The following is a 22,204-nucleotide window of genomic DNA, read 5'->3' on the forward strand; positions in this document are numbered from 1 at the left end:
ATTAACTCCTTTCAGAATGATTAAAAGCGCATAAGAGATTAACAATTTTATTGGAAGCAGTTCCGTCTCCATAAATTCCCTCTCTGACAGTCCTGTCCATCCCTGAATGTATATCATTAAAAGATGCGAGAATTTTTTCCTTAGACGGCCCAGCTAACACATTCATTCCTACTTCAATTGTTTCGACCCATTCTGTTTCATTACGTAATGTAATGCACGGTTTACCAACAAAGTACGCTTCTTTTTGAACCCCACCACTGTCTGTCAAAATGGTTTTAGCGTTTACTTCTAAAGTTACCATTTGTAAATACGATAGGGGATCTAAAAGTGATACTTTATCACTAACTTCAATACCATATTGGTGTAGATACTTTTTTGTTCGTGGATGTAATGCAACCAAAACCGGAATTTCATCTGCAATTTCATTAAAGGAACCAAAGATTTCACTCAGATGTTGAGGATTATCCGTATTTTCTGCACGATGCACAGTCGCCAAGGCATACTGTCCTGGCTTAACATTGAAACCATCCAACACGCCTGTATCGTTACCTACCTTATTCATGTAATAAAGCATGCAATCATACATAACATCCCCAACTGAATGTACTCGGTTCCTAATTCCTTCTTTTTCCAAATTATTGACAGAGTGGTTGGTTGGGCAAAACAGAATAGAAGACAAATGATCAGTCACTACTCGGTTGATTTCCTCTGGCATTGCTCGGTTATAACTTCTGAGTCCTGCCTCGACGTGGGCAATGGGAATATGTAGTTTTGATGCCGCTAAAGCCCCTGCTAATGTTGAGTTTGTATCACCGTATACCAAAACGCAGTCTGGCTTCTCCTTCAATAATACTGCCTCAATCGCAGTTAACATTTCCCCGGTTTGTTGACCATGATTAGAAGAGCCGATTCCTAAGTGATAATGAGGATGAGGAATGTCAAGTTCTTCAAAGAAGATATCGCTCATATTCCGATCATAGTGTTGACCAGTATGGACGATAACCTCATTAAACAAATGGTTACTCGTCCGATTAAATTCCCGGATGGCTCTGGAAACCGCTGCCGCTTTAATAAACTGTGGACGGGCACCAATTACTGTTATTATTTTCATAATTTACTCCGTTCTTACAGTCTGAAATATTTCCCTTTAACATTTGTTTTCTTTTTTATTCCGTCTCTTGTATCAAAAATAACACGGGCAGAGGAACAGATCAGGTCGTAATCGAATTGCGAATGATTGGTTGTCAATAAAACCAAGTCTGCTTTTTCTAAAGCCTCAGCAGTCAATGAGATTGTCTCTACCATTTTCCCATTAAACTTAAAGTTAGGAATGTGAGGATCAACTACCTGATACTCAGCACCTTCTTTATCGAGGATAGAGAGTATTTCAAGAACCGGAGATTCCCGGTAATCATCAATGTCATTCTTATAAGCTACACCTAATACGAGTATTTTTGAACCATTTAACGACTTTCTATCCTGATTTAGTATCTGCATCATTCTAGTAACTACAAAATCAGGCATACTGCTATTGATCTCACCTGCTAATTCTATTAAGCGAGTATGATAGTTAAATTCTCTTGCTTTCCATGTAAGGTAGAAGGGATCGATTGGGATGCAATGCCCTCCTAGACCTGGGCCAGGATAGAACGCCATGAAGCCATACGGTTTTGTCTTTGCCGCGTCAATCATTTCCCAAACATCTATACCCATCTTGTTGCAAAGAACCGCCATTTCATTTGCAAGTGCGATGTTAATATGGCGAAATGTATTTTCATATATTTTTTCCAATTCCGCGACTGCTGGACTTGATACTACATGTATTTCACCCTCGAGCACAGCTTGATACATAGTCGCAGCTACCCTTGTACAATCGGGAGTAACACCCCCAACGACTTTAGGGGTATTTTTTGTATTGAAATGCTTGTTCCCCGGATCTACCCGTTCTGGTGAATAGGCTAAAAAGAAATCAACTCCACATTTTAAACCGGATTCCTCCAAAATCGGCTTAACCAATTCCTCTGTTGTCCCAGGATATGTAGTACTTTCTAGTACCACGAGCATTCCAGGTTTTAGATGATTAGCGATTTCTCGTGCCGAAGAGCTCACATAGCTCGTGTCGGGCTGATGATACTTATCCAAAGGAGTAGGTACACAAATCGCTACAGCATCTACATCGTTGATAAATGAATAGTCAGCAGTAGCCCTCAATTTATTCGCTTTCACAGTAGACTGAAGATCCTCATTCAGTACGTCACCAATATAGTTAATCCCTTGGTTTACCATCTCTACTTTGTCAGATTGCACGTCAAATCCAATTACCTGAAATCCTGCTTTCGCTTTCTCTACTGCTAAAGGCAATCCAACATAACCTAATCCTACTACACCGATGACAGCAGTTCTTTCATCAAGTTTCCGAATCAATTTTTCGGCTAAAAGAGGTATTTCCTGTTCTAGCAAGTTACTCATGAAGTTGCTCCTCTCATCTCGAAAAATTCTCTCACAACAGAAATTACATACTGTTGCTCTTCCTCAGTCATTTCTGGATAAAGTGGCAAAGCCATAGTACCCTTCGCGGCTTTTTCAGACTCAATCAGGCTTTCTCTATCGTAGCCTAAATCTTTATATACTTCTTGCAAATGCAGTGGGACAGGATAGTAGACACCAGAAGATATACCTTTCTCTTGCAAGAAGGCCATTAGTTCGTCACGAAGGTCTGTTTGAATAATGTACAAATGATAAACTGCATAGCGGTTCTCTTTTTCAAAAGGAACCTGTATCGGCAAATCTTTCAGTGCCTCGTTATAAACAGCTGCTTTTTGTCTACGAGCTGCATTCCACTGATCAATATAAGCAAGCTTTACGTTCAGCATTGCAGCTTGCAAACTATCCAATCGACTGTTGTAACCAATCATGGAGTGATAGTATTTGGGATTGCTACCATGTGCGCGTAAAATTTTTATTTTTTTGGCCAGTTCTTCATCATTTGTTACGATCATACCGCCGTCTCCATATCCCCCCAAATTTTTCGTTGGAAAGAATGAAAAACAACCGGCGACACCCAATGAACCGATTTCTTGCTCCTTGTATTTTGAGCCAATTGCTTGACACGCATCTTCGACTACGTATAAATTATATTTTTTAGCCAATGCCAAAACTTCGTCCATATCAACAGGTTGTCCAAAAATATGTACGGGAATGATTGCCTTCGTATTTGGCGTTATTGCGGCCTCCAGCTTACTTACATCAAAATTATATGTTTTTGGATCAATATCAATAAATACCGGTTTAGCACCTAGTTGAGAAACCACTTCCGCAGATGCAAAGAAAGTGAATGGTGTAGTAATAACCTCGTCACCTGGCCCTATTCCAAGTGCATCAAGTACGAGAAGCAATGCATCTGTACCATTTGCAACTCCGATAGCGCATTTTACGTTACAGTAATCCGCCATCTTTTGCTCAAAGTCAGCAACATGCTTACCCATAATATAATTACCACTCGATAATACATCATCAACAGCTGCTTTTATCTCAGCTTCGATGCTTCTGTATTGCTTTACCAAATCAAGCAATGGTACCTTATGAGTGGTTGTATTCATATTGACGATTCTCCTCTTCTACTATTTCATTTAATTTAACTGGCTTTCCTAATTCTGCTGATTTATAGATTGCTAATACAAGCTTTAAAGCCTCTAGCCCATCTACTCCACTTACAACCGGATCCCGGTCACTCCGTATTGCATCAACCATGTCTCTAATGATTTCTTCCTGCCCAGGGGTACCGTATGGATCATGTTCAACCTCTTGAATGAGCGCTTCTGCATGTTGCTTTGGAAGAGACTCAAATTCCCAATGCTTGATCCAGTTAGCTGTAGTTCCAGATACAACAGCTGTTCCGCTCTCACCAAAAATACTGAGGGACTCTTCAAAGTTCTTTGGGAATATGGTAGCAGCAGCCTCGATGATCCCTAATGCCCCATTTTGGAATCGAACTGTTGCGGCTGCAACATCTTCAGCTTCAATATTTCTAAGACGTGTTGCAGAGTATCCTTGTACTTCTTCCACCGGCCCCATTAACCACAATAGTAAATCTAAATTATGTATAGCTTGGTTCATTAAAACTCCGCCGTCCATTTCCTTCGTTCCACGCCACGCTGCTTGATCGTAATAGGCTTGATTACGATTCCACCGTAACGTTGCATTAGCGTGACTTATCTTTCCAAATTGGCCAGTTGTCATTGCTTTCTTAAGAGCCATAATGGCAGGTCTAAATCGATTTGGATGCACGACAGATAGTTTTACGCCGTTGTCCTTACATGCTTGTACAATCGTCTCCGCATCCTGAATAGTCAATGCGATTGGTTTCTCTACGATCAGATGCTTTTTAGCATTAGCCGCTTGAATTGCCAATTTTGCATGCAGCCCACTTGGTACACAGATGCATACAACATCTATTTCTGGCTGATTATCCAGCATTTCACCTAAATCTTTGTACCCATTCACTTGATATTTTTCACAAGTCTCCTGCAATCTCTCAACCGACGTATCACAAACTGTGACAAGTTTCGCGTTTTCGACATTTTCGATCGCCTCAATGTGTTTCTTTGAAATGTGGCCGCAGCCTACTATGGCGAAATGTATCATGATTCTATCTCCATTCTATTCTTCTTGTATTACTATACCATGAATGAAACAAAAATATATTTGTAGAATAACATCATATCACAGCAAATATAAGTTTCATTATTATACAGAAGTCGACAATTACATAGTTTCCAATACGGTAAAAAAAGGATGTTGATATGATTTCAACATCCTTTTATCCTTACCTATCTATTCTATTAACATTGCCCGATAGTCATCCAAAAGCTGCTTATAATTCGGGGACTGTGCTTGTAATTTCTGAGTCAATTCTATTGCTACACTATTTTGCCCCAACTTCTCATATGCAATGATTATTAGAGCCTGCACTTCGAGTGTAATACTCGGATCAGTAACCAATTTAAGTTGTTCAAGACTATCTGCATAGTTCCCTAAAATAATATTCGCTTGCCCAAGATAAAAATACGTATAGGCATTCAAATCTAATGGCCTCTTGTCAGGGATTGCCTCTGCCTTGAAAGGTTCTATCCGACTTACGTAATCCTTGTATTTATCTGAAGCCTTCCTAGCAAGTACTGTCGCTTGATCTTTTTGATTTTGTTTTGCCAATTGAGATGCAACCTGAGCATTTACCTGAATGCTTGCATCGTAGAAGTGAACATTAAAATGATCTTGCTCCCAAGCCTTTTGGAAATATTGATCGGCTTTGACCCAATCATTCATGAAGAGATATACGTTGCCGATCTTGTATAAAACCTCTGATGCCTTGGGTTCGAGTTGCTCAATACGATTTAACGTTGCTTCTGCTTTAGATTTCCACTCGCTCTGCTGTGACTGTGTATACTTCGTCGCATACACTTTAGCCAGGTTCATCGCATATTCCGTATGATAAGGGTTGAGCTTAACTGCTTTCTCCAATATCGGTTGTGCAGCTTCTACATCTACTTCACTTGCTAACGCAGAAATATTGTTTTGCGCAAAGAGAATCCTTCCCGAATATACACCGACTATTCCTACACAAACAGCGATAAAAGCGATCAAGAACCGCGAGTATTGGAAGGCTGGTTTCATATCTTTTGACTGTAAAGGTACTGCAATTGCTATCAGCCAGAAAACAATAAACCATACCGTACCAAAAGAGAAATCAAAATCAATGAAAGCATGCATCAATATAATGGACAAGGATACTAGGGAGGCAACTGCAATAGTCGAATCGCTATTCTCCTCTTGTTCTTTCTTAATGCGAATGAGTATCTTCCCTACCAGAAAGCATATCACGCCAATGAAAACAATGAGCCCCAACCATCCTGTATTAAGCAAAATCTCCAAATAACCGTTATGAACCTCATTACTATAGTAAGGGAGCTCTTGATAAGCAGGATAAACAACTCTCCATCCTTCGCCACCAAAACCGAACACAGGCGCCTCCTTACTCACTGCAAAAGCATCCATATACATATTGGTTCTTCCCAATACACTAGAAGTACCCAAGTTAATATCAGTGATTCGCTGCTGCAATGACTCAGGCATAGCCTGGTATAGTAATCCCTGGTTTTTGAAATCCAGCAAAGTTAATAACCCTACTAATAAAATGAAACCCGGCAATACAAAGCGAATCAGAGGTTTCTTCGTTTCTTTCAGATAACTACTATTTTTAATGATCCTTTGTGTAAGCAGCACCAGTACCATTACGATAATACTTGCTACAACGAATGCGAGTAAAGCTGCATCATCTACATTTTCAGACCCAGCTGAAGTCATTTTTTGAAACACTAGGAGTGAAGCTACTAGAGAGAAAACCGTAAATGCAAGGTATTGAATTTGTTCCTTTCCCTTGAGAAGGAGTACTCCGATGAACCATGCCACAGGAAAAACGACCATTGCCCCACGCGAGTAGGATAAGAAAAAACAAACGCCATATGCTACCAAGGGCAAGCTGAAGAAAAGTGTAGTCAAGACTTTGATTTCTTTTTTTGCCAAATAGACAAGAGCATACAGCCAAAATGCACAGATAATCGTTGCAAATGTATTGGGATATTGGAGTGGCCCTGCTAGCCTTCCCGAAAGGACTATATCCTTAAATACAATCCAATTCCAAAAACCAGCAAGCGAAAAAAAACTAATCCATACGCCCGTTGCGTTAAAAACGATTGGCAGCAGCTTTTCCACTTTATCATTGTGATCGATCTGTCGTAACCAAATTAACATGATAAAAAGAATCACGTAGGTAAACCAACGAAATAAGTTGTCCAAAGCTCCCATGGGAGTTTCTGCACCGAGTAGTGATAATACATGTGTTATTGGAATGAAAAATACAATCAAATAGATTATTTGTCCATATTGTTGGCTTTTCCTGATCATCCATATGGCTGCGATCAAAAATAGTAGAATTTGACTTACTTCGATTAAATAAAAATCAGTATCAAAAAATAATCCTCGCAGATATGGCGTGCATAAAAATAGGAGGGCTAAAGCTGCAAATAGCCCCCATTTCACTAATTGTTGCATTTTAGACCTCCGGCTTGCTTCTTTCCTATTTAGATTCAAGTTCTTTTACTAGGTTAGCGACCTCAACCTTAGTATTCGTTCCCTCAGGAGCAAGATCCAAGTATTTTTTCATACTGGTTACCGCTTCTTGTTTTTTGTTCAATTGCATATACCCGAATCCGATAAAACGGTAAGCTTCAAAATACTTAGGGTCATTCGTGATTTCCGATAATACTTTTACCGACTCTTCAAATTTATTCTGAACAAAGTAGATTTGTCCGAGCTTAAATTTAAGATCTGCAAAATCAGGCTTTACTTGAAGGCCTTTGTTAGCCGTGAGAAGCGCATTATCGAAATCTTGATTTAACATTTGAATTGCTACAATATTGTTGTAGCCTTCGATCATGTCTGGTGACTTTGTAACTGCATTTTGATAATAACTCAGTGCTTTACTGAAGTCATTTTGTTTCCGAGAGATATTACCCAGGTAGTACTCATAGATACCATTTGAAGCGTCAAGCTTTACACATTCCTCAAACGCTGACTTTGCTTCATCCATTTTTTCAGAATTGTAAAGAGCTAATGCAGCATCAAACTTTTCCTTAACAGGATTTGAAGTTTCAGACTTCTTTTCTTGAGCTATAGGTGCAGGTGCTTCGGTTTCCTTTGCACATCCAGTAATAACGGCTAAAGACAATAGGAATACACCCACTAAATGTACGTACTTCATGAACGTTAGGTCCTCCATATTCTAGAAAATACAATACTCAGATACCATTCTATATTAGCACATTCCTATTAATTAGTTGCTGAAAACAAAAAAAAAGAGCCATTACTAGGGCTCCCCAACTCTGAAGATAATAACTATGTTAGTAACTCAGCCAAAACCAAGCCTTCCTTAATTATTACAATGATACAAATTCGCCTTCCCACGATAAATGAAAAATTGATGCACTGATCATTTTACAGAATATATACCACATGAACATGTACTTCAAGAAAAACCAAAAAGGTTGCCGAGAAATTCTCGACAACCTTCTCCCCATAGAGGGGTTCTTGCACAGCTATTAGCGGTTGCTTACAGAACCGTCTTTAACTGCATTGTTTTTCTTATCTACAATGTTAGCACCTTGGAAAGTAACATTGATTTGATCGTTCACAGTCAAGGAGTTTGCATTGTATACTGCAACAGTTACAGACTTGTTGTCAGAATTCACTTTAAACGGTGTAGTATCTGCAAGTTTTGTTGTTGCTCCGTTAACTTTAACAGTTACACCTGTAACAGCTCCTTGTGGCAAGGAGATTTCTTCAGAGAAGTTGATTACGAAGTTGGAGGAATCAACCAAAGCTACAGAAGACGCTACTGGTTTCACGTTCTCATCCAAGTTTACTACGTCAGTATCTTCGCCAGCTTTCAAAGTGTTACCATCAACGTCTACTACATTAGCAACTTTCAACAGGCGATTACCAGAAGCACTAATGAAACCTTCTGGCAATTCGATAACCACTTTATCTTTAGAGCCATCGAAGTACAAGTTAGAAGTGCTTGGGTTCAGTGCAACTCCATCCAAGGAATAGTTGCCTGCAACCAGAGCAGAAGAAGCCATTTGTTTGTTAAATTTAACAACCAATTTACCTGGTACTCCTTGCTCTTGGTTAGTTTCTTCATCTACTACTTCAACAACAGCAGAAGATTCGGAAGAACCAGTTACAGTCAAAGTAAATTTAGTATCAGCAGTAGTTGCGTTAGGTACTTTATCTTGTACTTTGCCTGCACCGATTGTTACTTCATATTTACCTGGTTTCAGCTTACCATTTTCAACCAAAGCTACGTCAGAAACTGGGAGAACTAGGTAGTTCTCATCATCACCATCAATTATTCCGTTGTTGTTTGCATCGTAAGAGCTAACAACTCCAGTCAATCCTACAGATGGTTTGTTTGTTACAACATTGTCTTTGTCTGTGTATTTAATTGCAACGCTAGTAAGGCTGTTTGCATCAACATCCTCATCAAACTTCACAATCAGTTTATCATCTTTAGAAGAAGCAGACACAAATGCTGGTGCAGTGTTATCTTTAGTGAGCATTACAGAAGTTGTGAAAGCATCTCCTACCAAGCCAGACTTGTCAGTAAATGCTTCAACTTTAACTGTAGCATTCAGGAAGCTACCTGTCACATATTGCGCAGCATCAACAGTAAATTTGGTTTTGTCATTAGCATCTTGGTGAGATGCACCCAGAGTAAATGTGGCATTACCAATAGTTACTTTTGCGAAATCATCAGGATTCTGACCACCATCTGCATTAACGAGTTTAAGAGCTTCGCTGAACTTGAAGGTCAATGTAGTGTTTTTCGCAGAAACAGCTACTGTAGGCTTCACAGTATCAACTGGTGCAGTCAATGTAACTGTTGTTGGGTTTGGAGCGATGATGTTACCTGCATTGTCAGTAGCACCTACAATAACCAAAGTGCTAGCTTTACCAGCAGTCAAACCAGTAACTTCGAGTGTGTCACCGGAAAGTGTGTAGTCGGATGCGGTCAATGTTTTACCATCAAGTGTCACAGTTCCCACAGATTTCAGTGGTTCGCTGAACTTCACGATAGCAGTAGAACCATCATAAGTTACTCCAGTGTAAACAGGAGCAGTAGAGTCTGTAATTTTTACGTTGCCAAGGAATTCAGCAACTTTTTTGTTTACATCGTCTTTGCTGATGATGGAATCTTTCTTAACATAAACGGAGTAGTCACCGTTGAATGCAACATCGTTTGTGATAGTAAGAGTTTTACCATCTTCACTCAAAGATGCAGTCAGATTTCCAATTGCAGCAGCACTACCCAGTGGAGCTACTTTCACATTAGTAGTGTTAAGAGCTTTACTTTGGGCATTAAACAATTTGTCGCCAGCATTGCTTACTGGAATGCTGAAGTTGATCTTGATTTGGCTACCGCTTACAGCAGCTACGGAATCAACTTTCAAATCGCCAGTTGGACCATCGATTGCATCGTTACGAGGATCGTAAGTTGCACCGTTAGTACCATCGAGGTTAGATTTCGTATAAACGCCTTCGAAATCGGATTTTTTCAGGTCTCTCTTAACTTTGCTGAACTCACCGTTCATGATTTCGCGGAGGCTTGCACCTTTACCGTCGAAGTCAACGTAGATCAGTTTGTCGAAAGAAGTTACTGCCATGTCAGCTGCAAATTTTGTTTTACCTGCATCTGTCAGGTTAAACAGGTCACGCAGTTCATAGTATCTGTCTACGTCTCCACCCAGGTAAACACCAGATTTTGGTGCTGCAAAAGCGGAAGAAGCCATGCTAGCAACTACTGTAGCAGAAAGGATGGAAAGAGCTACTTTTTTATTCACGTACTACCCCTCCGTAAGTTTGATAGGAAGTCTATTTTTGTGAGTGAGTATGTAATGAACAGCGGAGAGAGGTGACTCCCTCCGCTGCTCGACTCACGTAAAAGGCTTTAACTTACAAAATTATTTTTTGAAAGTTACGTTTGTTTTGTCGGTTTCGCCTTTTTCACTTGTTACAGTGATTACACCAGAAGTAGCATCTGTTTTGTCAGTAGAGAATTCGAATACGATTTCTCCGTTGCTTACTTTACCAGTGAAGGTTTCGCCACCAACTTTGATAACTGCTTTATCAATCTCGGATTCTTTACCGTTTTTGATTTCTACAGTTACAGAGTAAGAGTTTACTGGACCGATAGCGAACTGTTTACCAGTTGCGGAGTCAGCGACAACATCCCATTTGTCCCCACCATTGTCTTCGCCAGGTGTTTGTTTCAGGAACGCTTCCGCTTCATCTTCCCAACCTTCTTTTTCTACTTCATCTTCGTCGGAAATGATCAATACGTAGTCGTATTTGTTACCGGAAACGTCGGAGCTATCGATAGCAACGATGTAGTCGCCTTTGCTTACGCCGTCAACGCCTTCCAGATCATCGAAGATCTCCAGGAATGCAGTGGAAGATTTAGTGTTGATAGTGGATTTTTTGTCATCAGCATCTTTAACAGTGATGGTGTTGCCATCTACGTTAGATACCAGACCCACTTTGATTTTGTCAATGCTAGCTTGGTTCAAATCGTCTTTATCACTAATGACTTTAGCGAGCATTTTTTCGTCTTCATCTTCGAGGTTGTTGTTAACTACTTCAACAACATCGTCCACAACTACTTCATCGTTAGCATCCAGTTGGAATGCGATGAAATCGCCGCGTTTGATACCACGATCGTCTTTCAGATCTTCAGAATCTTTGTCCAATGGGTAAGTTTTCAATTCGACTTTGTCACCGGTTTTAGTGAGAACTTGGATAGTGTCATCTCCACCGGATCTTCCGTAATCCCAAACCATACCGTATTGGGAATCGCCACCCAAACCGTCACCTTCAACTACGAAGATTGCTTCAACTTCACCTTTATCTTCGTCAACTGTGTAGTATACAGTCAGATCGTCTTCGTCTGCAATGTCTTTGAACTTCGCAGCTTTAGCGTTTTTCAGTTCAGGACGTTTGTTTGCGTCTTTGATCTCACCAGTCATGTTGAAGATAGCAGTATCATCATTTACTTCGTAGTCGTCAACCATTTCGTCGTCTTCGTCAGCAATTTTGTCCCACTCAGCTCCAGAAGAACGGATCAGATCTGTTTTCAGGATGCGAACTTTTTCTGCTTTACCATCTTTGTCAAGTTCAACTTCCAGCAGGACGTTGCTGTCGTCTTTCTTAGGTTGGAGAAGGTCTTCCAGTTCGCTCTCGTTACCGTTTTTATCGAAGTTTTTGTCGTTTACATCATAGATGTCTTCAGCTTCCAACTCAACATTCACTTTTTTGCCTCTTTGAGTCAATACAGTGAATTGCCATTTGTCTTTACCATAGTCCAGGTAAGCTGCACGAGTAACGATTGCTTTTTGTTTGCGATCGTCGATTGGATCCTTAGTAGTTACGTGACGAACACGACCAGAAGCATCCAGGTACAGTTTTACTGTTTCGCCGTCAAGATCTTTGATCAGATCCCAGTTGGATCCATCAGTATCTTCAACGTCTTTGTTTCCGTTATCGGAGTAAGTAGCACCTTTGTAGATACGGTATGTTTTGTCTCCGATAGTCAGACGGTAGTCGTTGCTGTTACGCATAACAACTTTGTCTACTTTACCTTCTACAATCGTGTCAGTAGCGAAGATCAGGAACTTGTCTTCGTCACCTTCTGGATAGTAAACGCTGTAAACCATGTTTTCTTTCAGATCGCTGAATTTAGCTGGTTTACCATTGAGGAATACGAGGAAGTCTTTGCCTTCATCTTTGTTTTCCAGCTCATTGAACTTGTCGTTGTCAATGTTCGTGATCTTTTTCTTTTCAACATCGACTTTGCTGATCACTTCAGAACCATATTTACGACCTTCGTCAGTTTGGTTCATAGTTTGATCGTCAATTACGTGCATGTAAGCAATTTCGTTGTTGTCATCCAGAACAACTTTCACACCAAAAGTGAAGCCATCGCCATCTTTGATGATTTCTTTCAAACCGTCAACTGCATCAGTGAAACGTTTGAAGTTGTAAGTAACAACAGTATCTTTGTTCAGACGGTAGGATTTCTCGCTAGCATCCAGAACCAGTTTCAGATCTTTCAGATCGGAGCTGCTCAGATCTTTAGCATCTGTGAAGGATTTGCCTTTCAGTTCCCATTCGCTCACACGGTCCATGATAACTTCTTCGTCTGTGGAACCTTCCATCCAAACGATTACGTCTTCACGGTCGTCTTTGATCCACACTTGTACGTGTTGACCAGCGAATTCGTTAGAGTTGATACCGTCAGCTACTTTGTAAGTAGTGTTGCCGATACCAGCGTCTTTACCATTCAAAGTTACTTCGTTAGCTTTGATTTTGCCCAGACCGATAGCAGGTACGTTTGTTACCAATGGCAAGTCATCGCCATCGCGACCAGCTTCTTGAGCCCACTCCATGTCACGAACAGTAACTTTCAGGTATTTAGTCAGGAGGTTTTCATTCGTGATTTCATAACGAACGTAAGTCCCGAATTCTTTTTGCTCCATCAGGTCTACACGAAGAGCGTTGTCGAGCATTTTGAAGATGTCGCCACGAGTTGCTGCATTGTTAGGAGTAGTGATGCTCTTAGCAATGTTCAGCTCGGAAGCTTTGGAGATCATGCTGTTAGGCCATACACCCTTAACGGATGGCTCATAACCCAGTGCACGAACGATCATAGTAACTGCTTCTGCATAAGTAACTTGGTTTTGTGGTTTGAAAGATTTGTCCGGGAAACCTTTTACGATTTCTTCGTTGGAAGCTACGTTTACGAAACCAGCAAACCAATCAGTAGATCTAACATCAGTATAAGTATTGCTGAATTGTGCCAATTTCGCACCTTGCTCCAGTCCGCGAGCGCGAACGATCAGAGTAGCGAACTCTGCACGAGTGATAGTTTTCTCTACACCGTAATCGCCGTTGCCATAACCTGCTACCAGGCCAAGAGCTTCCAGGCGTTTTACGGTTTTTTCCATATCAGCGTCCATTTTAGGAGCTGTAGTTGTTGCTGCTTCTTCTGCTGCGAAAGCCATTGGAGCAACAGTAAGTGCGAGTGCACTAGCCAATACACTGTTAACGACCTTTTTCATAACCTTGTGTTCTCCTCCTCTAGTATAAACAAATTGTTCTTGGGGAATATTTGTTGTTAATCTATCTTTCTTTTTAAAGCCCGAATCCTGCAAGCGCGTGTCACCTCCTTTCGCAGGAAAGCCTCGCTTTTTGTGTTAAAAATCTCTAGTATATTCAGTATTGTGTAAAATGCAACAATCACTAGTGTAACACAACTGCTAGAATTCGTGAATCTTTTTTACACAATTCCCCGTTTTTCGTGTGACATCCTATTAAACGCCTGAGCGAATCAAAAGTTGCGGCGCCTTCGAAAAAAAATTAAAGTTTTTTTCGTGGTTCGTTATTCACCTGTCAGTTATGTACGAAGTGACATCCGCCACAATCGTATTATAGGGTACACAGGGCGGGCTGTCACGACTGAACCTTTTTCCAATTTGATTCAAAAGCTTACAAATCTTGTTTTTTGGCTAGTTACCCAGTGCAGTTTCAAACGCTACAACAGCCAGATTGTAAGTCAGAACAGCTTTTTGGTATTGATTCTCACTTTTAGACAACGCTTCTTCTGATTGGATGACATCCAAAGTAGTTGCGAGTCCATTTTCAAAGCGCAAATTCTTCAGTCGATAGCTCTCCGCAGCGGAATCCTTTGCCGACTTAGAAAACTCAATCGCTTCTCTTGCTGCATTCAGATTGAGATAGGCTTCTGTAACATCTTTGGTAACAGCACGCTTTTGCTTTTCAATTTCAAGGTTAGCTTTTTCCACGCTGTTACGAGCCATTTGGCCTTGGAGAGTAGATGCAGCTGTAAAATCAGTGATCAGTTTTACGTTCAATTCAGCCAGTTTGAGCTCTTCCTGAGCCTGTGTTATTTCATTTCGATTGGAAAGCGCCTTTTCCTCGGCTTCCTTCAGTGTCATGTTAATAGGAGCCGTTTGCTTATTTGACGAGATGAGCTTCCATTCTTTAGTCAAATCGACTCCGAGGAAGTCGTTCAAATTCATACGGGCAATTTCCAAGTTGTTTTCTGCAGTTTTCAATTCTGCTTTTGCGGCTGCTACCCCCATCTCGGCTTCAAGAACATCTGTCTTAGCATTCGTTCCTACATCGAATGCAGCCTTTGCCACCTTAAGCTGTGCTTCTGAACGCGCCAAGCTTTGTTTCTTCAAGTTCAGATCATCTTGAGCAAAAATTAGCTTGTAATAGACATCCTGCGCGCCAAGCTTTGTTTTAGATTCCGCCGATTTTACGTACAGTGCGTTGAGCTTCTTGGTTTGTACTCCTTTTGCATTGTTATAATATTTTTGTTGTGCTGCTTCCAACGATTCGATCGCATCGCTTGGCAGATCAGAGTTACTCACATAGGTAAGAGTTTGATTAAGGTCTGCATTTTTTGCATCCAGACGTGTTTCATTGAGCACGGCGTTTGTCTTCAAAGCCTGTTCAATGGCTTTTTCCAAAGTCAGCTCTGCTCCTGTAGCAGCCTCAGCCTCAGGAGTAGACTGACTCTCTGTACCGGTTTGTGTTGTTGCTTTATCATTTGATGCTTGTACAGTCGTTGGTGCCTTTGTTTGATCGGAGCCTGTATTCGCAGATGCCGTCAAGCTTCCTGCACCTAGTGCTGTTGTTAATACTGCCGCCAAACTGATGGACATCCATTTCTTTTTCGAATATGGAAAATTCACTGAATTCCACTCCTTCATTTTATGTTAAGTATAAAATTATTAACCACATTAAATATGTGGTTTGTCCCAAGATCACTATATCACAGAGTTATACTTCTCACACGCAAAAATATACCATACCAACATTTTCATAAGGGAATCATAGATAGCTCCTCCCTTTCCTTTTTTATTCCACAAACACCACATAGAGTACTACGATTATGTGTCAAAAACATTTCAGTGTTCGCCAACATTTCTTTTGTATGCTATCCTTTTCTTGAGGTGATTGTACGATGCTTACCCAATACAAAACGATCGCTGGCTACGGTGAGGACTATATCGTTATTGAACGCTCCCGTTTTATCGGGTATGCCCAGCGGGTTACAACCGAAGAAGAGGCGACAGCGTTTATCGCGATGATAAAAAAGAAGCACTGGGACGCTACCCATAACTGTTCCGCTTTTGTCATTGGCGAAAACGATCAGATTCAGCGCTCAAGTGATGACGGAGAGCCTAGCGGTACAGCAGGCAAACCGATTCTCGAGTGTATCAAGAAAAATGGTGTGAAAGATACGGTCGTCGTCGTCACCCGCTATTTCGGCGGAATCAAGCTTGGGGCTGGTGGTCTCGTTCGGGCTTATACAGCTGGAACGGTCACTGCACTAAAGGCTGCGAAGATCGTGGTTCATACCTTGCATCAAACGATTTCGGTCAGCGTCGACTACACATGGTGGGGCAAGGTAGAGAACGAACTGCGTCTGGGCGAACATCGCGTGAGTGGTACGGATTTCACAGACAAGGTTACCGCGCATGTGTTAATTCCTGAGGGTGAACAGGATGAGTTCGTCGCGCAAATGGTTGATTTGACGAACGGACAAGCCCAGATCGTGCTCGGTGATAAGGAATATGTGGAGGTTCCGGTGGACGCGGTTGGAGATGTGGAAGAAGAGTAATTTCTCAACGAAAAAAGCTGAAGAGGCGGATGACCTCTTCAGCTTTTCTTCTATTATATATAGCGAAATATATTCACTTACTGCTTAGGCAGTTTTTTGAGTTGGACCATCACACGTACGGTGATAACAGCCATCTCTGCACGAGTCAAATTATGAGTCGGCTTGAAGCTGTAGGTTGGCTTTTTCACGGATGGGTCATCGACTTCACCGTTCATCAACTTACCTTTGCTGACAGCCAGCACAGATGGAGCTGCATAGTAGCTTACATCTTTCGCATCTGTAAACATTTTATTCAATGCCACTTTGGATGCATCGAGCGTAGCCAATTTCATGTTGAGCGCACGCGCAATCATGATTGCTGCTTCTTCACGCGTCAGAGAATCGTCTGGACGGAAGTAGCCTGGCTGTTTTCCACGAATAATCCCAGCACGAGCAGCCGTCTCGATGTACTTGTACTCATAATCCCACGTATTGCGATTAGGGCGAACATCCGTGAAGGTTGGTTCTAACGGATCACGCTCATTGCTATCCTTATATGGCCCTGCGTTAATTGGCAGTGCCAACGCTTTTACCAGCATTGTGGCAAATTCACCGCGAGTCATGTCACGGTTTGCACCAAAACTGCTTCCGCTGTATGCCGGCATGATGCCTTTTGCATACAAGGTCTCAATCGCATCGCGAGCAAAATCATGGGTAATGACATCATCGTAGGATTCTCTTGTTTTCATGACCATGTAGTAACCAAATCCAGCAAACGGCACCTGTACGGTTTTCGCGCCGGTATTCACTACACCACCAATGTTTCTCCACTCGTCACCATTGTGATAGTAAATGGTCAAGATGTTGTTCGCAGCATTTACGATCGATGGATCATACTTGATGGTAAGTGTTCCACGGAGGCTTGGAACAAGATTGTCTTGCCAACGGCTCTTAAAGTCCTGAGCATCGCCTTCATCGTAGTATGGATCACGTCCACCCGGAGCCTCTGTGTCGCCTGCATCGACATAGTACAACGGACTTGCGTAGTTAAAGTTGGATTCGAGTACCAGCCTGTCCTCCAAATTATCTTCTTCAATGGTTACTTGTCCTGTTGTTCGGTCTGCCATACCAAAATAGAGAGGCACATCGACAAAAATGTCTCCGTTTGGATTCTTCACTTCTTGGCCAGCACGGCTGTCATCTGGCGACAGCAATACGGTACCTTTTGGGAATTTCAGATCAAATTGCTTATCAAATACGCTAAACGCTACTTTCTTCCCTAATACATCACGATATTCAGCACCATTTACATTCGAGCTCGCATTGTAAATCTTGATTTCGTCTTTATAGGTGCTATCGCCTACTACAACCGAGAATTTTACTGTGTTTAAACCTTTTTTAAGAGCGACTGTAGATGTAAACACGTAGTAGGTTTCTGGAATTGTTTTTCCTTGGTCATCGTCGTAATAGAAATCAGGGTTTGTTGTATTCGTTACTTTCGCTTCTGTTTTGCCGAACAAAACTTTGTCCGCATTTTCCGCAAACACTTTTACAACTGCACTGTTGCTATTAACGATGATGTATGGATCGTTTTCTTTTGCTTTTACTGGGGACAGAACTTCCCAGCTGGAATATTTCTGATCGATGTTGATGTCATAGCGAATGACAGTACCATTGTCATCTTCTGCTACGATTGTGTAGACTGTTGTTCCACCCTTTTTCAGAGTCAGAGGGAAGAGCGCCAGTTTTTGTTCCTGATCTTTCGCATCGGTTACAGCATCTTGTACTTCTTCAACAAGATCCCCATATTTCTTCGTGCTCATTTTCCCTTCAAATCGGGAACGAGACTGTGAATCAATGTTGTGCTCATCGAACAGGTCTTCCAAATCGTTATTCAAAGCTGCTTCCAGACGAGTCTTTACGTATTCCTGATTCGTTGTGTCTTGATCCCAATCCCCACTCTTGTAGCGGAAATCATTGATCCGTTTTCCGTTCTTTTCGATATATACATGTGTTGCATCATTTACGGTAAAGCTCAGGCTGCTCAAGAAGTTGGCACCCGTCTTATAGGATGGGTCTCCAGCTTTTTTCATCAGCTCTTCGGTTTTACCATTGGAGATGATCTCCAGCTTCACATCCTCTACAGATGGCGTCTTGGATGTGTTGTAGGAAACATTATAAGTGAAAACCGTTTTTGGATCGTCCTTCAAAGTGATTTTCAGGACGTTGTTGCCCTTTTTATAAGCGAGTTGGTCTTTTTGGATCAGGAATGTGCCCTTGTTGGTATCGATATCGGTAATGTTGATAGTGGCTCCGTTCAACGTCGCCTCAATGTTACCTGACTTCAATACGTAGTTGTACACTTTCCCGTCAAGATTTCGGATATCGTTCTCACTCTTCACTTGATATCCGTCTTCGAAGCTGCGAACCTGTCCAGTTGCATCTACATAGGTGATTTGCGCATATGGAGTAATACGAATATCCAGTGTATAGGCAGCAGATGTCGATGCTGTACCGCCATTATATCCAATTACCAATTTACCCTGACCCTGTGGAAGCTTTCTCAGCGTAAGTGTAAATCCATCGGACCCTGCCTGGATAACATAGTCAGTTCCTGCAGCCAATGTTTGTCCGTTGTAGGTAATGTTTACAGTAGAGTTTGGATTCGAGATATTTTGTGTGACGACCTTCAATTCCAGCGGCGAAGTAACAATCGTATTTGCAGCCGTTGGAGACAACTCTTGTGCATTCGCCAAATTGATCACTTTTGTAATATTCGGCTTCGTGCTGTCCAAGTACTTGAACTCGTACTCGTAGTTCGCAACATTAATAAAGCCAGATGGAGAAGTTACGGTATTGTTCGATGCTTTTGTCAAGTATTGGTAGCTCAACGATACTTTGTACGTTTTTCCATCCTGGAAGACTCCTGCTGGTACCCCCAGAGTTACCACATATTCGGTAAAGCCGCTTTGCGGATTGCCGATCGGTGTAAATGTTAATCCACTTCCACTCTTGTATTCAGTCTTACTTCCACCTTCGGAAATCGTGACCTTGAATTCTTGGAACTGCTGCTCACCAGCAATATCTACAAATTTCAAAAGTGCCGCACCATTCAGTGTCATGGCTGGAGAATATGTTGCGCCTGTTACCGTAGATAGTTGGTTCGGCTGTAGTGATACTCCACCCAGCATTACTTTGTAAAACTGATCAGAGCTTCCGGATGATGTAGTGGTGACCAACAGCTTGCGGACGAATGTCCCTACTTCTTTATTTTGGTTAAATACTCTGATTTCCAAGGTATTTTCACCAAGCTGCGATGGTACACTCAATCCAAAAGATCCGGTGCGGTTCACCTGTGTTTTGACTACATCACCTGTACGCAGGTTTTTCACTTCAACTGTATCTGCATTAAGTGCTTTTCCGTCCATGTTCAAATTCAGACGGTTGGTCGAAGGAACTGTGATATAAGTCGGACTCGAAGTGACATTCGGATCGTTCAGTGGTGTATCATTCACTTTCAAATCACTAACGAGTGGTGTGTTGTTGTATTGAACAAAGAACTGGTAGTGCTCTTTTGTTACATTTCCCACCTTTTCATAGAAGGCGACTTGATTCAGACCTGGTTTCAGGCTGATATTGCTAAATGTAAAAGTGCTTCCGTTAATTGATGGAGCCGTATTCGATAAATCCTGGACGGTCTGGCCGTTGTTCGTAATCAGCTTGATTCGCAAGCTGCTTCCGGTTACACCACTGCCATACGTACCAATCAGTGTGATTGTGGAGTCGCCATAAACCACAGGGTTATAGGCTGTCGTTCCACCTGAGAAATTTGTAATCGAAATCGGGCTATTCTGCGAGTTGTACTCGTAATAAATAACGTCACGCTCACCTGTATTCGGTGCAAAAAGCTGTACAGCATTCAGACCAGGAGATAAATCAATATCTGGCAATACGCCTCCTGCTCCAGTTACAGTTCGAACGGTCACTCCGTTTACTTGGACTTCGACAGCCTGCGTTTTATCCACTGCAGCTGAGATGGTATACTCGTATTCCAAGCCAGTTACTGTTCGGCTTGTAACCTTTTTGGGATCGCTTTGATGCTCACCTTGCCCAAAATTCTTAAATTTTAGCGGGCCTGTTCCCGAAGGGAGAGGCGTTGGTGTGTACTGAAAGTATATCTCTGTTGTATCGTTTGTTGGATCTAGCGTTACTTTTGGTCTTACCGTAACTTTAGTCACTGCCCCACTGCTGTTCAGTTGAAAATCCGGCAGTGTAATTTTGTCGTTTGCGAACAGTTGGTTATTCGCAAGGGGAACCCCATCAATTGCTACATCAACACCTTGACCATTTTTCGAGGTATCCTTGTAAAAAAGCTCGACACCATATATCAATTTCGATTTGGTCTTGAGTGGGGTACTGTACGCATAACCGTTACCGCTACCAGTCGCAAGATAGTCAGTTGGCGTCTTGATACCAGCCCCAGTATTCCAGTTGGAACCAAGTGCCGCAAAAGCAGGTACGGCAGGCAGAACACCTGTAACAATCAGCATCATCGTCAGGCACATTGCCAGCCAGCGACGGAATTGTTGATAGGACTTGTTCATTTTTTCACCTCTCCATATTATTCTGAAATTCTTATTTGTCCCGCTCCAAAAAAGATCGGGCAGTATACTTCTCCCTTTTCTTTATCGGACAATTCCCTTCTGTACTTAAGTGTTTCCCTCCAAATTTTGGTGAAAAAAAGCCCCAGCATCAAAATGATGCCAGGGCTTTACGTATTACTAATTCGTCCGACGCTGTTGTTCGGCTTGCTTAATTTTGATCCGTCTGTACGTATTAATCAGTGGGCGATGACGACGGCTAACGAGGCCAACGATCTCCGTTCCAAGATGGATGACAATCAGTAGCGCGACCATGACGATAATCGTGGTCCACTTCGTCGTCTTCGTCAGCAAGATCGCCATCATTCCGAAGAAAATGCTAATGGAGTAAATCGTGAGTACAGTTGAACGATGGGACAGACCCATGTTCAGCAAACAGTGATGCAAATGCCCTTTATCTGGGCTCGAAATCGGCTTTTTGTTCACGATCCTGCGCACGATGGCGAAGAACGTATCCCAAAGCGGCACACCCAGCACGACGATTGGGATGATAAAGGAAACGAACAACGCTTCTTTAAAGCCCATAATCGACAGAGCAGCCAGGTTAAAGCCCAAGAAAAGCGAACCGGTGTCGCCCATGAACAGGCGAGCTGGATGAAAGTTAAAGTAGAGAAAGCCCAGGATCGCTCCGAGGAGCACGAAACAGTAGGTCGCTACCTTGTAATCGTCCATCAACAAGGCCATGACACCCATTGTCCCTGCAGCAATCGCTGACACACCTGCCGACAGGCCATCGAGACCGTCAATCAGGTTCACTGCATTGGTTACACCGACAATCCAAAACATCGTGATCGGAATCGCGAGCCAGAAAAGCCAGCCACTGCTGAAATCAATGCTTCCGCTATACGGCAGATTCACGACACCGATCTTCAAGCCAAAAGGAATGACGACAATCGCTGTTGCGACTAGCTGTCCGAGCAGCTTCCACTTTGGCGAGAGCTGGTATTTGTCATCGAGCATGCCGACGACCATAACGATCGTACTTCCGAGGAAAATTCCCAACATTTCCGATAGGCTTGTATACGGGACAAATAGGAAGAACGCAACCAGATATCCGATATAAATAGCCAAACCACCCATACGTGGCATGATTCGTGTGTGTACCTTGCGCTGGTTCGGGGCATCCACTGCTCCTACTTTTACAGCCAGGTTTTTTACATACGGTGTTGCAATAAACGATATGATCAGCGAAGTCAGAAATCCGAGGATTAGTGTAGACATCGACTGTTCTCCTCTCTAC

General features: G+C 42.1%; 12 protein-coding genes. 1 reads left to right on the forward strand and 11 read right to left on the reverse strand.

What is annotated here, in order from left to right; all coding sequences use genetic code 11:
• Window position 1: 1 nt before the first annotated feature.
• The 9 genes from wecB to EL268_RS29535 all read right to left on the reverse strand — a co-directional run bounded on the left by wecB (window position 2) and on the right by EL268_RS29535 (window position 15,392).
• Window positions 2–1,111 carry a non-hydrolyzing UDP-N-acetylglucosamine 2-epimerase gene (wecB, locus tag EL268_RS29495; RefSeq protein WP_106654734.1) on the reverse strand — a complete coding sequence of 370 codons (1,110 nt, stop codon included), beginning with the start codon at window positions 1,109–1,111 and terminating at the stop codon, window positions 2–4.
• 14 nt (window positions 1,112–1,125) lie between these two features.
• On the reverse strand, window positions 1,126–2,469 hold the full coding sequence (locus tag EL268_RS29500; protein ID WP_106654735.1) for a nucleotide sugar dehydrogenase: 1,344 nt from the start codon (window positions 2,467–2,469) through the stop codon (window positions 1,126–1,128).
• Complete coding sequence (locus tag EL268_RS29505; protein WP_106654736.1) at window positions 2,466–3,599, reverse strand: DegT/DnrJ/EryC1/StrS family aminotransferase; 1,134 nt, start codon at window positions 3,597–3,599, stop codon at window positions 2,466–2,468. Before EL268_RS29505 ends, EL268_RS29500 begins: the two co-directional genes overlap by 4 nt.
• On the reverse strand, window positions 3,580–4,644 hold the full coding sequence (locus tag EL268_RS29510; protein ID WP_106654737.1) for a Gfo/Idh/MocA family protein: 1,065 nt from the start codon (window positions 4,642–4,644) through the stop codon (window positions 3,580–3,582). The genes EL268_RS29505 and EL268_RS29510 overlap by 20 nt, the downstream gene beginning before the upstream one ends.
• A 189-nt stretch (window positions 4,645–4,833) precedes the next feature.
• Window positions 4,834–7,110 (reverse strand): O-antigen ligase family protein, encoded by a 2,277-nt coding sequence (locus EL268_RS29515; RefSeq protein ID WP_106654738.1) that lies wholly within the window; start codon window positions 7,108–7,110, stop codon window positions 4,834–4,836.
• Window positions 7,111–7,135: 25 nt separating this feature from the next.
• Window positions 7,136–7,819: a tetratricopeptide repeat protein gene (locus tag EL268_RS29520; protein ID WP_164724542.1), complete on the reverse strand. Its 684-nt coding sequence runs from the start codon at window positions 7,817–7,819 to the stop codon at window positions 7,136–7,138.
• A gap of 337 nt (window positions 7,820–8,156) precedes the next feature.
• Entirely contained in the window at window positions 8,157–10,457 is a 2,301-nt protein-coding gene (locus EL268_RS29525) for a hypothetical protein (protein WP_106654740.1), read from the reverse strand.
• A 120-nt stretch (window positions 10,458–10,577) separates the two neighbouring features.
• A complete protein-coding gene (locus EL268_RS29530) occupies window positions 10,578–13,730 on the reverse strand; it encodes an S-layer homology domain-containing protein (protein WP_106654741.1) in 3,153 nt (1,050 codons plus the stop codon).
• A 447-nt stretch (window positions 13,731–14,177) separates the two neighbouring features.
• Window positions 14,178–15,392, reverse strand: a complete 1,215-nt coding sequence (locus EL268_RS29535; RefSeq protein ID WP_106654742.1) for a TolC family protein — start codon at window positions 15,390–15,392, stop codon at window positions 14,178–14,180.
• Window positions 15,393–15,664: 272 nt separating this feature from the next.
• On the opposite strand from EL268_RS29535, the gene EL268_RS29540 reads away from it, so the two are divergent.
• Entirely contained in the window at window positions 15,665–16,324 is a 660-nt protein-coding gene (locus EL268_RS29540) for a YigZ family protein (RefSeq protein ID WP_106654743.1), read from the forward strand.
• A 77-nt stretch (window positions 16,325–16,401) separates the two neighbouring features.
• Here EL268_RS29540 and EL268_RS29545 read toward each other — a convergent pair whose 3' ends face one another.
• Together EL268_RS29545 and EL268_RS29550 are read right to left on the reverse strand one after the other, a co-directional pair.
• A complete protein-coding gene (locus EL268_RS29545; RefSeq protein WP_106654744.1) occupies window positions 16,402–20,907 on the reverse strand; it encodes an S-layer homology domain-containing protein in 4,506 nt (1,501 codons plus the stop codon).
• A gap of 177 nt (window positions 20,908–21,084) precedes the next feature.
• On the reverse strand, window positions 21,085–22,185 hold the full coding sequence (locus tag EL268_RS29550; RefSeq protein ID WP_106654745.1) for a glycosyltransferase family 4 protein: 1,101 nt from the start codon (window positions 22,183–22,185) through the stop codon (window positions 21,085–21,087).
• Between the last annotated feature and the right edge of the window lie 19 nt (window positions 22,186–22,204).

The sequence above is a fragment of the Brevibacillus brevis genome (assembly GCF_900637055.1).
Taxonomy (GTDB): domain Bacteria; phylum Bacillota; class Bacilli; order Brevibacillales; family Brevibacillaceae; genus Brevibacillus; species Brevibacillus brevis.